The organism is Pseudalkalibacillus sp. A8 (assembly GCF_045920555.1).
Taxonomy (GTDB): Bacteria; Bacillota; Bacilli; order Bacillales; family Fictibacillaceae; genus Pseudalkalibacillus.
The window spans coordinates 3,011,771-3,025,100 of the sequence record NZ_CP174509.1 but is presented as its reverse complement, the minus strand read 5'-3'; the positions used below and the strand labels follow the sequence as shown (position 1 = coordinate 3,025,100).

Annotated in this window: 13 protein-coding genes and 1 tRNA gene; 6 read left to right on the top strand and 8 right to left on the bottom strand. The window is 40.3% G+C overall.

Annotation, left to right across the window (positions count from 1 at the left end):
* Positions 1–665 precede the first annotated feature (665 nt).
* From ACJROX_RS15500 to ACJROX_RS15490, 3 genes are all read left to right on the top strand, one after another.
* Positions 666–762 (top strand) — tRNA-Sec (locus tag ACJROX_RS15500).
* A 215-nt stretch (positions 763–977) separates the two neighbouring features.
* Positions 978–1,172: a hypothetical protein gene (locus tag ACJROX_RS15495; protein WP_408006115.1), complete on the top strand. Its 195-nt coding sequence runs from the start codon at positions 978–980 to the stop codon at positions 1,170–1,172.
* A gap of 954 nt (positions 1,173–2,126) precedes the next feature.
* Entirely contained in the window at positions 2,127–3,221 is a 1,095-nt protein-coding gene (locus ACJROX_RS15490) for an RNA-guided endonuclease InsQ/TnpB family protein (protein ID WP_408011615.1), read from the top strand.
* Positions 3,222–3,623: 402 nt separating this feature from the next.
* Here ACJROX_RS15490 and ACJROX_RS15485 read toward each other — a convergent pair whose 3' ends face one another.
* Both ACJROX_RS15485 and betB read right to left on the bottom strand, forming a co-directional pair.
* Positions 3,624–4,832 (bottom strand): iron-containing alcohol dehydrogenase, encoded by a 1,209-nt coding sequence (locus tag ACJROX_RS15485; protein WP_408006114.1) that lies wholly within the window; start codon positions 4,830–4,832, stop codon positions 3,624–3,626.
* A 41-nt stretch (positions 4,833–4,873) separates the two neighbouring features.
* Positions 4,874–6,349 carry a betaine-aldehyde dehydrogenase gene (gene betB / locus ACJROX_RS15480; protein WP_408006113.1) on the bottom strand — a complete coding sequence of 492 codons (1,476 nt, stop codon included), beginning with the start codon at positions 6,347–6,349 and terminating at the stop codon, positions 4,874–4,876.
* A 322-nt stretch (positions 6,350–6,671) separates the two neighbouring features.
* On the opposite strand from betB, the gene cudC reads away from it, so the two are divergent.
* Together cudC and ACJROX_RS15470 are read left to right on the top strand one after the other, a co-directional pair.
* Entirely contained in the window at positions 6,672–7,226 is a 555-nt protein-coding gene (gene cudC, locus ACJROX_RS15475) for a choline uptake/conversion transcriptional regulator CudC (RefSeq protein ID WP_408006112.1), read from the top strand.
* A 166-nt stretch (positions 7,227–7,392) separates the two neighbouring features.
* Positions 7,393–8,985, top strand: a complete 1,593-nt coding sequence (locus ACJROX_RS15470) for a sodium:solute symporter family protein (protein WP_408011676.1) — start codon at positions 7,393–7,395, stop codon at positions 8,983–8,985.
* 39 nt (positions 8,986–9,024) lie between these two features.
* Here the strand turns inward: ACJROX_RS15470 and fni are convergent, their stop codons facing one another.
* From fni to ACJROX_RS15455, 3 genes are all read right to left on the bottom strand, one after another.
* Positions 9,025–10,062 (bottom strand): type 2 isopentenyl-diphosphate Delta-isomerase, encoded by a 1,038-nt coding sequence (fni, locus tag ACJROX_RS15465; protein WP_408006111.1) that lies wholly within the window; start codon positions 10,060–10,062, stop codon positions 9,025–9,027.
* Positions 10,063–10,150: 88 nt separating this feature from the next.
* Complete coding sequence (locus ACJROX_RS15460) at positions 10,151–10,366, bottom strand: Ger(x)C family spore germination C-terminal domain-containing protein (protein ID WP_408006110.1); 216 nt, start codon at positions 10,364–10,366, stop codon at positions 10,151–10,153.
* A complete protein-coding gene (locus tag ACJROX_RS15455; protein ID WP_408006109.1) occupies positions 10,367–10,627 on the bottom strand; it encodes a hypothetical protein in 261 nt (86 codons plus the stop codon).
* A gap of 342 nt (positions 10,628–10,969) precedes the next feature.
* Between ACJROX_RS15455 and ACJROX_RS15450 the strand changes: the two genes are divergently transcribed.
* The gene (locus ACJROX_RS15450; RefSeq protein ID WP_408006108.1) at positions 10,970–11,398 is read left to right on the top strand and encodes a DUF2621 domain-containing protein; all 429 of its coding nucleotides are present in this window, start codon (positions 10,970–10,972) and stop codon (positions 11,396–11,398) included.
* Positions 11,399–11,430: 32 nt separating this feature from the next.
* Here the strand turns inward: ACJROX_RS15450 and ACJROX_RS15445 are convergent, their stop codons facing one another.
* From ACJROX_RS15445 to ACJROX_RS15435, 3 genes are all read right to left on the bottom strand, one after another.
* Complete coding sequence (locus ACJROX_RS15445; protein WP_408006107.1) at positions 11,431–11,889, bottom strand: CcdC family protein; 459 nt, start codon at positions 11,887–11,889, stop codon at positions 11,431–11,433.
* 24 nt (positions 11,890–11,913) lie between these two features.
* Entirely contained in the window at positions 11,914–12,339 is a 426-nt protein-coding gene (locus ACJROX_RS15440) for a Na(+)/H(+) antiporter subunit B (RefSeq protein ID WP_408006106.1), read from the bottom strand.
* Between the two features lie 262 nt (positions 12,340–12,601).
* Complete coding sequence (locus tag ACJROX_RS15435; RefSeq protein WP_408006105.1) at positions 12,602–13,315, bottom strand: cytochrome c biogenesis CcdA family protein; 714 nt, start codon at positions 13,313–13,315, stop codon at positions 12,602–12,604.
* Between the last annotated feature and the right edge of the window lie 15 nt (positions 13,316–13,330).

Genomic DNA, 13,330 nt, shown 5'->3' with positions numbered 1-13,330 from the left:
AGACACTTTTATGAGACTACTTATCCGACATAGTTCTTTTTGCCTATATTTGTATCATAATTACATGTTTTTGGTATTCGATTGTATGAAGTGGATAACTGGGGGTGACTGTGGATAACTTTATTACAATCATGACAAGCCGAGAATTTGTATCATAAAATATGAGTTTTGATACATAGAATAACCAGTGGAAAACTCTGGACAACTGGGGATAATTTTGTAATGTTTTCGTTACATGGGAAATCATTACATATATTGATGTTTTTGAGACGATTTGTTTTTTCGTGGATAACTCTATGAATTGGGGATAACTTTATTTCAGAATTGTTACAATGTTTTGTTCGCTTTTCGACATTATACGCCATGTTTTATATCGGCAAGATCCTCTTATTCTTAACCGTAATATATAGAATTTTATTCGTAATTTTGCGAAGCTACTTTCCAGGACTCTGCATGTTAATTTTAAGAACAACGTGTCTTATATTAATCAATTTTTTGTGCTTGGTCAATCACATATCTTTTCCAGGTGAAAATATTATCATATTCGGCATATGGCGACTATAGTCCGCAAAGAACTTTGTTGACTATATAAAATCTGCCGCTCAAATTCAAAGCATTTGATATTTTGTCAAAGTCTCTTTATAATTAATTCTTGTGAGAATGATGGGGCTGGTTGTACATCTGGTGAGTGCCTGGGTCTTCAAAACCCTGAGGGAGGCGCGTGCCGTCTCCGGTGGGTTCGATTCCCACACAGTCCCGCCAAAATAATGGTTTTCACGATTATTAAAATTATCCATAACTAGTTTCATAACGGGTTTTTAGGCAGATCGTTTGCGACCTATTACATAAAAACTGGGACAAACCTTATATTTATGTATATTTAGCCCTTCTACACTAAATTCTGTAGGAGGTTTTTTCATGTCTAGGAAAACTTTAAGAAAGTATTCGAGACATTCGAAGCAGAGGTTAAATCATTAATGAATGCTATAGATGATTCAACATTTAGAGGGTTCAGAGATTTAATTATTGTATATATTCTATTAGATACTATGGTACGTTGCTCTGAATTAATTAATATTAAGAGAGATAAGATGGACTTAGTTGCAGGTACTGTTCAATTAGAAGCTCATGAATTGGGCATATCAATTGATTTTACAACTTACTTATATTGATAGTAAGATTACCTTTAGTTTGTGCGAGTAGGTCTAATATCAACAATTGAATCAGTCCACCATAGACATTGTTAATGCCTTTTTTCTTCCATCCACTTTAGGCAAAGATTTTTCGTACACTTCTTCAATTATGAATCTGTGTCTCATCTTTTATGTACTTGCAGTTTCTTTCTAATTCTTTAAGTTGATACTTCTTACATTACCTACATAATAAATTTTTATATTAGATGTATCATATTTTTCCATCCTTCCTACCACTTTTCAATTCTGTGCAAAACAAACATTTTATAGTGAATATTTCTAAATAAAATTAGGAGTATACCGTTTTTTATCTAATCAGAATCACCGTTCTTTTATAAACTACAACTATAGTAGTATTTACTAAGCACTATTTTACTTTTATAATTTAAAGCATGACCTTATTAAAGGGGACATCCCCTTTAACCCCCATGTATGTTGGCAGTGATTGATAAAATCACTGTCTTTTTTTTATTGAAATAAATTGTATAAATTGTGTTGACAACTTAAACAATTAAATAGTATTCCGGTTGATGCTTTTTTTAGTGTTGTGACTGAATTCATCTGATCCCTCTTACATAGAATTACTCTGGAGGTGATTGATTTGAACAAACGTGATGTAATGCGACAACTGATAAAAACCATCTTTTACAACTCGAAAAAGAAAAAAGATATTTCCCTAATGTCAAAACAAACCCCAAAAGAGAATGAACATATCAGAATTGGACAAGAAAGCAACAAAGTGGAAAGAAACTTTAACAAATTCCGAAAGAATTCTCCTTCCTCAAGCCTGTGAAGGGCGTAGCCCAAGGATAGGGAGGGGATGAATTTCGGTTGGTTCAAACCAAAACACTTGTTCCCATCGCCTCTTCTTAGTATAATTATCCACATAAACCATTGGAGGTGGTGACAATGTTGCTAAATCAATAATATGAAATCTATCCAACAGAAGAACAAAAAGAAATACTGGAACGTTGGTTACAATATTGTCGTCAAACCTATAATTCTGCTCTTTTAGATAAAGAACGGAAATATAAACAAAACAAAGAAAATTACAGTCGTTATGATATGCAAAACCAACAAACACTAGATAAAAAGATATATCCTTTTCTAAAAGAAGTACCTTCCCAGCCTTTACAGGAAGTCTTTGTGCGTCTACAAAAAGCGTTTGAAAGCTTCTTTCGTAAAGATGCAAAATATCCAAAACAGAAAAAGTATAAAGATTATAATAGTATGACTTTCCCTCAATTCGGTTTCAAACCAAATGGAATACATCGTTATGCTATGTCCTTTTCTGATAATGGTAAGATATACAATAAAAAGCTAGGTGAAATAGATATCTTGCTTCATAGACCATTAGGAGGAACAATTAAACAACTTATTATCAAACGTCAAGGAAAGAAATGGTATGCGATTTTTTGTGTCGAAAGACAAGCATTACCACCTTCTATTGATACGAATCGTGCAATAGGAATTGACGTTGGACTTAATAAGTATGCGGTCCTTTCTAATGGGTTAGAGATTAAAAACCCAAGATTTCTTCGTAAGAAAGAGAAACAACTAAAGAAGGCACAGCGTACTCTTTCTAAGAAGAAAAAAGGCTCTCTCAACTACATCAAACAAGTACAAAAGGTTCGTTCTTTACACGAGAAAGTCGCAAACCAGCGCAGAGATTTTCTTCACAAGCTAAGTTACAACCTGTCAAAAGATTATTCTGTTGTCGCTGTAGAAAATCTAAATATCTGCGGCATGGTCAGAAATAGAAAGTTATCTAAATCCATTTCGGATGCAGGTTGGGGAATGTTCCGAAACATGCTTTTGTATAAATGCGAAAAGCATGGAGGACTACTGAAAAAAGTAGAACCAAAATACACTTCTCAAGACTGTTCCTATTGTGGGAATCGTGTAAAGAAGTCACTTTCTATTCGTACTCATATTTGTACAAAATGCGGAACAGTGTTGGATAGAGACCAAAACGCAGCACGAAACATCCTACAAAAAGCATTAGAAGAATTACTTGTAACAAACTGAATCATACGAACTGTAGGGCAAGGTTGTGTCCGAACAGTATAATCTACGCCTATGGAGATTATGTAAGACGTAGTGGGAAACCCCTCTACGCAACGGTCTGCGAAACAGGAAGCCCCTTCTTCAAACATCCCGAAAGGGTGTTAAGGAGGGGTCATTCACTAAATACCCTCGAAGTCGATTCTAACCACGTAATTCTAATTCGATATAATGACACCTAAAAAATATTAATAATCAATTTTTTGGACCTTTTTTATACACTTGGTCTTCAAAACCCTGAGGGAGGCGCGTGCTGTCTCCTTGTGGGTTCGATTCCCATACAGTCCCGCCAAATACATATAAACTAGCTTAATAGGCATAAAAATACTTGCGCCGTTTTCAGCGCAAGTATTTTTTTCTTCTATATTAAACTGTTTTCGGAGTAAGATCGTAGCAGCGGTTATAGATCCACTCGTAGCTTTCTTCGTTCAGTTTGCGTGGATTACCGACTGTTTGCGGATCTTTCATTGCTTCCTTCGCCAGGCGTGGAATCATGTCCTCTGGTACGCCTTGTTCTTTTAATGTTGGAATGTCCATTTCTTCAACAAGCTTGTAGACTTCGTTGACTGCTGCCTTCGCAGCTTCGTTTTCTGTCATGCCGTGCGTGTTGACACCCATTGCTTTTGCGATTCGTGCGAACTTCGCAGGATTCCCTTTCCAGTTGAATTCCATTACTGGTCCAAGCATAGTCGCGACACACTGACCGTGTGCTACTGGAACGATACCACCAAGTGTCTGTGCCATCGCGTGCGCCGCACCTGCAGATTCACTACCATAAGAAAGGCCGGCAAGCATTGCCGCTTGAGCCATTCCGTAACGTGCTTCAACGTCTTCAGGATTAGCATAAGCACGACGGATGTAAGTTGCTACATATTCGATTGCCAGTAATGCTACTGCATCTGTGATTGGTTGAGCGTAATGCATTGTGTAGCACTCGATTGCATGGGAGAGTGCGTCCACACCCGTCATTGCCGTTACATGCGGAGGCATGGAGATGTGCAATTCCGGATCGATGATGGTCATGTGTGCAGCGATCAATGGACCGCCAGTATTGAATTTGAATTCACGATCTTCGTCTGTGATGACCGCCCATTGTGTCACTTCAGAACCTGTTCCGGCAGTTGTCGGAATCGTCGTTAGCGGTGGGATACGCTTTGTTAAAGGTTTTTTACCTTCGGCGGCTTCATATTCAAGTACTGACTCACCGTGTACAGCTTCTACACCAATCGCTTTTGCTGTATCCATCGAGCTTCCGCCACCTACTGCAACCAATCCGTCACAACCTTCTTCAATAAATACTTTCGAACCTTCATTTACGATTCGTACCGGAGGGTTCGGTTCCACTTTATTGAATACAACGATTTCAATTCCGGCTGCTTCAAGTGAATCTGTAACCGGCTTCGTTACGCCAGCAGAGTAGATACCAGGGTCAGTTACGAGGAGCACTTTGGATACACCCAGGTTTTTCACTTCTTCCCCAGCATGCTTGATCGCTCCGATCCCGTGCTTGATGACCGTTGGAATTTCGAATGTATGGAAGTTGTTCATGTGTTCAATGTTCATATTTAGTGCCATGATTAATTTCCTCCTCAATAAAATAAATGTCTCTGTTTAAATTATCCCTTGAACCAGTTGATTGGTTCAGGTTCATGATTTTCAAAAATGTGCTTCACTTCGGTATATTCTTCTAATCCTTGCTTACCTAACTCGCGTCCTATGCCAGATTGCTTGTATCCACCCCAAGGCGCTTGTGCGAAATACGGATGGAAGTCGTTGATCCATACAGTCCCGAGACGAAGCTTGTTCGCCACACGTTCGGCTTTTTGAGAATCGGTTGTAAAAACTGCACCAGCCAGGCCGTAAGTTGTACTGTTGGCGCGTTTTACGACCTCTTCTTCAGATTTGAACCGTTCTACTGTCAGTACAGGTCCGAAAATTTCTTCCTGAACAATACGCATATCGTTTTCACAGTTTATAAAGATCGTTGGCAGATAGAAGAAGCCATTTTGCAGTTCTGGATCGTCAGGCCGTTTACCACCGACGGCCAGATTTGCTCCTTCCTCTTTCCCGATTTCTACATACTTTTCAACTTTTGCTCGGTGTTCTGCAGAAATCAAAGGACCAGATTCTGTTGCTTCGTCAAACCCATTTCCAAGTTTGATTTTTCCTGCACGATCAACAAGTGCTTCCACGAACTTATCATGAATCGAATCTTCTACAAGCAATCTTGAACCAGCTGAGCAAACTTGACCTGCGTGGAAGTAAACAGCGTTCAATGCCTGGTCTACCGCTGTGTCGAATTCAGCATCAGCAAACACGATGTTCGGGTTCTTTCCACCAAGTTCAAATGCAAGTTTCTTCATGTTTCCAGACGCCGCATTCATGATTTTACGTCCTGTTTCAATGCCTCCAGTAAAAGACACAAGATCGACATCGTGGTTTTCAGCCATTTCTTGGCCGACTGTAGCACCTGCACCAAGTACAAGATTGACCACGCCGTCTGGAAAACCGACTTCCTCCATGATTTCTGTGATTTTAATTGTGGTCAGCGGTGTGATTTCACTTGGCTTCATAACGATTGTGTTCCCCGCGGCTAAAGCAGGTGCAATCTTCCAAGATGCTTGTAATAAAGGATAGTTCCAAGGTGAAATTTGAGAACAGACACCAACTGGCTCGCGAACGACTTTACTAGAAGAATTCGGGATTGGTGATTCGATGATCTCTCCACCATCTTTATCCGCTAATCCTGCAAAATAACGGAAGACTTCTGTGATATCGTCCATATCTGCAAAACTCTCAGTCAAGGTCTTGCCAGTATCTAAACTTTCTAACCTAGCAAGCTCTTCTTTTTCTTCTTGGATTTTTTCAGCAATTTGGAACAGCTTATAGCCACGTTCATTAGCTGGAGTAATTGCCCACACCCCTTCATCGAACGCAGCACGGGCTGCTTCAATCGCTTTAGCAGCGTCACGACGGTCACCTTCAGTAACCCACGCCACGACTTCCTGGTTAAAAGGATTAATGATTTCTCTTGTTTCTCCAGATTCGGAATCAATCCATTTTCCATTGATGAACATCTGTTGGCGTTTCATGGAATCCCTCCTCGTTAAGTTTGTTAAATTTAAATTTAACGTTTTGAACATTTTTTATGCTACCAGAGATTAATTTAGGATGCAAATGCAAATGCTTAAGAAATCCTGTTTTTTTGTTATTAAATTTTTCTATATATAAGTAGGATTTCGGCAATCTTTTTTATAAAATTTTCTTCAAAGTCATTTACAAGAGCTTGATTCGAAAAAATTACGTCCAGGCATTTGACTTTATCTCTGAGACCTGTATCATAAAGTATGTAAAATTTATATTTAACGTTTTTTATATACTTTTTAATCTTTAATCTAAAGGGTGATTGTTCTCGTGGATAAAAAAGAACAGTTAGAAGCATTGGAAAAAGCCCGGAACAATGTCGTTCGTTCTATAGCCGAAACAATGGACCTTTATGGGGTTACCCCTTCGGTAGGAAAATTGTATGGAACGATGTATTTCCGAAACAAATCGATGTCATTGGATGAAATGAAAGATGAATTAGGGATGAGTAAACCGAGCATGAGTACTGCAGTAAAATCGTTACAGGAAATCGATATGATCAAAAAAACTTGGTTGAAAGGGTCAAGAAGAGATCACTTTGTTTCCGAAAAAGATTTCTTTAAGCTGTTCATCCAGTATTTCTGTAAAATGTGGGAACGTGAAGTGAAGATCAATCTCGATGCGATTGAAGATACACGTAATGAAATCAACGCTCTCTTGTCCCATCCCGGTTTGGACAATGAAGTCCGTGAGGAAGCTGAATATAGCCTCACACTTCTGAAAGAATCGAAAAAGTATTATTACTGGTTATCTGATCTCGTAATGAGTTTCAGATCAGGGGAAATATTCGATTTGGTCCCTATTGCTGATATAAATGAAGAATAGGAACAATTTATCCTGAATAGGAGGTGAAGTTCATTCGGTTTGTTTGATCTTGCCTTATACAGGATCGAACTTACTTTTAAATTAAAACTTACTTTGATTTTTACACCAGGAGGAGATATACGCTTTGTCACAGCAAACAACAGAACAAACAACACCTAAACGAAACATGTGGATTTTTCTAGGACTAGTAGCAGCAGCCTTCATTTACATCATGGTAACTAATGATGGCATCAATTGGGGCGGTTTCATTTCCATGCTGATCTTTTATGCAATCGTCTATTATATCGGAGCTGTCCTTGCGAAAAAGAAATCAAACTCTATTTCAGACATGATGATTGCAAAACGTTCAATGCCGCTCTGGATCGCCATGTTCACAATGGCCGCTACGTGGGTTGGCGGAGGTTATATAGCTGGTACCGCTGAATACACATATTCTGATGGGCTTGTCTGGGTACAGGCACCATGGGGTTATGCGTTGAGCTTGATCATCGGCGGTATTTTTTATGCCCGTAAAATGAGACGCTATCAATTCATGACAATGCTTGACCCGATTGAAATGAGGTTCGGCAAGAAAACAGCAGGACTCTTATATATACCGGCCTTACTCGGGGAAGTATTCTGGAGCGGAGCAATATTGACAGCCCTAGGAACGACATTCGGTACAATCTTGGGCCTTGATTTTAAGACATCCATCATCCTTTCCGCTGCAATTGCAATTGCCTACACCGTAGTCGGCGGTATGTGGTCTGTAGCATTGACGGATGTCATTCAAATGCTATTCATCATGATCGGTCTTTTCGTAGTCGTGCCATTCGCATTCGGAAATGTCGGTGGCTATACAGATACGATTGCCAATTATAAAGAAGAGATGGCTGGTTATTTCAGTCTCTTCCCTCCGTTGGATGGTTGGACGGACCCAGCTTGGGGCAATTGGTATTGGAACTGGTGGGATTACGCCTTACTGCTTGTGTTTGGTGGTATTCCATGGCAAGTCTACTTCCAACGAGTCCTATCTGCAAAAACTGAAAAGATAGCCATGTGGCTATCAATTATAGCAGGGTTTATTTGTATCATAGCTGCAATTCCTGCAGTGTTCATTGGTATGATCGGACTTAACGCCGACTGGGCAAGCTTCGGCGCTAGTGAACCGGAAAATGCTGCGATGGTTCTACCGTATGTATTGAACTTCTTGACACCAGAAGTGATCGGTGCAATCGGCCTTGGCGCGATTGCTGCAGCTGTCATGTCTTCAATGGATTCATCCATCCTGTCAGCTTCGAGTATGGCTGCATGGAACGTCTACCGTCCATTGGTCAAGCCAGAAGCGACAGGTGAGGACTTAAAGAAAATCATCAAGCGATCGATCATCATGGTCGGGATCGCTTCAACGATCATTGCGCTGAACGTCAAGAGTGTCTATGCATTATGGTATCTATGTGCAGACTTGGTGTATGTCATCTTGTTCCCGCAGCTTACTATGGCTCTTTTCTTCAAAGGGGCGAACAAGTATGGCGCCATCGCTGGATTTATCGTTTCACTCATCCTTCGTGTAGGTGGAGGCGAACCCGTCTTGCACCTGCCGACATGGATTCCGTATCCAATGATCGAAGACGGCGTTGTCCTCTTCCCATTCAGAACATTCGCAATGGTATGTGGCCTTATAACGATTTTCGTAGTTTCCAAGTTAACGAGAAAACGGTGTGCCCCGATGCCATTGAAAATGCCTGAGGAAAGAGAACAGCCAAACGCAACCTCATAAAGATAAGTTAATGGGATGACCTGATTCGGGTCATCCCTTTTATATTTGTTCCAGCCACTGTGTGTATCTCAATTCCTTGATCGTTGACTGTCCAATCCCGAACATTGCCGCTTTCAATTCGAATTCGATCTGTTCAAATTGATCGATCATCTTGATACGGTCATCACCTATAGCCTGTGGTAAAAGTGTACGGCCGAAACCGACCAGATCAGCTCCCAAAGCGATCGCCTTTGCTGCTTCCACTCCATTGCTCAACCCTCCACTTGCAATCACCTTTACAGTCAATCGGCTGCTTTTTATCCCTTCCAGGCAACTCGCAGTCGGAGTTCCCCAATCACGAAATGCGTCTGCTGCCTGATATTGTATAGGATTCTTATTCCGATATTTCTCGACTTGGATCCAGGAAGTCCCCCCAGCACCAGCCACATCAATGAAATCTACTCCCGCTTCCACAAGCCGTTTTGCTGAATGCCGATCGATCCCCATCCCTACTTCCTTCACTCCTACAGGGACATCAAGCGCTTTGACGACGGATTCTATTTTTTTAAGCAGACCGAAAAAATTCGTATCACCTTCCGGCTGGAAGACTTCTTGCATTGAGTTCAGATGCAAGACAAGGCCATCAGCCTCAATCAAGTCGACAGCTCTTCTACATTCATCCACACCGAATCCATAATTCAACTGGACTACTCCAAGATTGGCAAGAATTGCTGCAGTCGGAGCAAACTTACGGATTTGGAAAGATTCAATGGTGCCTTCAGTCTCAATCGCTGCTCTCATGGAACCGACACCGATTGCCCATCCTTTCTCTTCAGCTATATCTGCAAGCTTTTCATTGATCCGCTTCGCTTTTTCTGAACCGCCTGTCATTGAACTGACTAGAAATGGGGCTTTCAATTTCTTGTTTAAAAAAGTCGTCGACAGGTCCACTGCTTCAAAATCGAGTTCAGGGAGAGGATTGTGGCGAAAACGATATCGCTCAAAACCAGTGGTATTGACATTTTGGACAGGTTTGTTCAACGTAATATCGATATGTTCATCTTTTCTTTTCGTTGTAAAGTCCTTCTTGTTCTTCATAACTTCTCCTCCCTTCTACTCTATATGTATATCTTTTACTGATTTTTAAAACACAATTAGTTTACATAATATTATTATGTTTCATTTTTCAATCTAATAATCCTGTATCAACTACTTCAACTTCGATCTCCGGGATGATTTTGATTTCCTTATAATCCTCCTCCCAATTCATCTTATTCCATGCCTCTGGATAATAAGAGGCCAGTTTTCTTCCGATCCCGAAGTAATCACAATTCGCCGCCTGGATTTTTTCTATGACTTTTTCTGCCTTTTTGGTCATCATTTCGGAGATTTCTTTATTCAATTACTCGCTTTTAGGTTTTGCGGCTCCTGCGGGATATTCATTGACCGCTACTTCCATTCTTGATTGGATCCGTACTTCTAAAGAGTCCCCTTCCACCTTCACTTTCATTTTTCTATCGTTTTTTAACACGTTCATACCGATTGGTTTTCCTTCTTCTTTTCCGGAGTTCAAGGAAAAGATAGCTCTTTGGGTTCCTTGGACCTTTTTGATATTGATGACTTCTGAAGCTTTTCCTTCTACGATGGCTACACGTGAATTCAACGAATTCTCCTGATTTAGGTATACAAAATCCAGAATATCGTACATGTCCTTTTTAGCGAGCTCCTCACTGAACCAAAGCGATTTGTACTTTACCAGTCCTGGGTTTGCCGGCAAGTTTCGCATCAATTATTTTTCTGGCAAAGCTGATGATGACGTTATACCGGGCCAGTACTTGGATGTTGACCCGTACAAATATAAAAACATTATCAAACTTAGAGAAATAAGTTTACATAATTATTTTATGGTTTTCTTTTACTTTATCATTATTGTGACATTGCTTGATTTCATTATTTGGGTGCTTGTATAATAATGAAAGAATGTACGATAAACAGGGGTGGCAAAATGTTAGAAGGTTGGTTTGCGTGGTTCATCGTCTTATGGACGCTTTTTTTGATTTCGATGTTCGCAATCGGGGGATATTTCATGTTCCGTAAATTCCTCAAAAGGCTTCCGAAAGAAGACGGTATGTCCATATTAGATTGGCAGGATCATTATATAAAAGAAACAAAACATATGTGGTCACCCGAGCAAAAACAGTTACTCGAAGAACTCGTCGAGCCTGTTCCAGAGCTTTTCAGGGACGTTGCCAGAGATAAAATCGCCGGTAAGATCGGTGAATTAGCCATTCAGGAGAACGTAAAAAGGATTGATGAAGATTTGATCATCCGAGGTTACATCATCGCAACACCAAAACGGGATCATAAGTTTTTGATTAAAAAATTGAATCAGAAGAATATCGATATGACCCCATATAAACAGTTATTAGGATGAACAGAAGGCTGATCCCCCAGGATCAGCCTTCTTTAATGTACAGCTTGCAGTTTTTTGAATTTGAAATACATCGCGATACGCCATGGCGCCAGCATTCCAAATGCAAGTATGAAAAACAGCCCGCTAGTTTCTTCAATTGAAATATATTGACCGAGATAAAGCTTCAGCACGATCCGTAAAACCAATAATCCAAGCAGTATGAAAACAAATGCTTTCGATCTCTTCAAATAGATCGCATCCGAACGCCGCTCAAACGATGAAGTTCGAATCAGCAAAAATGAAAAGACGACTCCCATTGCGAATGCTTCTAATGCTTCACTCAAAGGTACTCGTGCGGGAGGATAAAGGAACATCAAAAATCCTGTCGACATGAATAATGGCGGCAATATTATTTTTCTGATGGATGTCGGCTTTCGTGCAGCTTTCATACGTATAAACAATACAGCACATGCCATAAGAAAAGCGAAAATACTACTAGCTATAACCCACACAACACTTACTTCCCTTCCAAAAACCTAACCACGGTCCTCAGCAATCGTCAGGATGATCGTCATCGTCACACCAATGACCGTCAAATACACACCAAGGTCAAAAAACACTGCTGTCGCAAGTTCCGTCTTACCTAATAACGGGAGATGGAAATAGCCGAATGTATGGCTCAAAAACGGCTGATTGAAAACAAACGAGCCTATTCCCGTCATAAAAGCTATCAAAAGACCTGCACCAATAAAGTAGCGGAAATTTACTTTTAAGATCTTGTCCATCGTTTTCAATCCGAATGAAATGTACAACAGGATAAAGGCACCCGCTGCCATCAAGCCTCCAATAAATCCTCCCCCTGGAGCATTATGGCCTGCTAAAAACAAATTGACCGAAAAAGCCAATATGACGAAGACGATGATAGCAGAAGTCGTCTTTAAGATAATATCATTTGATCGCATCTTCCCACTTCTATCCCTTCTATTTATGTATGATTACTGTAAACAAATCCATGCACCGTATTGTCAACGGATAACAAAAGACACCAGATAAGAACGTCATCTCCTATTATAACGCCGGTACTAGTACCTCCTGAGTTGGTAACCGACATTTTTTATTCGTGGAAGTCCTAGTATCCCCTTCAACGATATAACAAATCATAAATCAAGGTCAAATTAAAAGGGGTGATTACTTTAAAAATCAGTAACCATCCCTGCATTCATTTTAAAATCCGTAAAATCCATTAAAAAATCGGTTAGCGAGAAAGGATGTCAGTTTCGTCATCCAATCGAAGTATAAAAACACACCCATGAAGATCATGATCGCGCCACCCGCCTTCATCACTCTTCGGCTATGCCGCTTGATCCAATTCATCTGTCCCATGAAGAAGGACATGATGAAAAATGGAATGGAAAACCCAAGTACATACGCCATCATATAAAACATCGCTTGTCCTGGGTTGGTTGCTGCTAAATAGATGACACCAGATAGAATTGGTCCTGTACACGGTGTCCATCCTGCCGCAAATCCCATACCAATCCCGACTGAGCCAAGATATCCTGCAGGTCGTTTTTGGAACTTGAACCGTCGTTCTTTCATCAAAAAGTCTGGCTTGAACACACCGAGGACAACTAATCCGAAGATAACAATCAGGATCGCACCAATTTGCCGGATCATATCTTTATATTGGAAAAAGAACGCTCCAAACCAGGACGTACTTAAACCAAGGAAAATGAAAATGCTTGAAAAACCTACAAGAAAAAGTGCGGTATGCAGAATAGCACGCTTTCTGAGCATCCCTTTTTCTTCTTTCAGCTCGTGCACTGAAACCCCTGTTATATAGGATAAAAATGCCGGATATAACGGTAGACAACATGGTGAAATGAAAGAAAGGAAACCAGCACCTAAAGCTAAAAATACATTTATATCAGCGGCCATTACCTCAACCCCTCA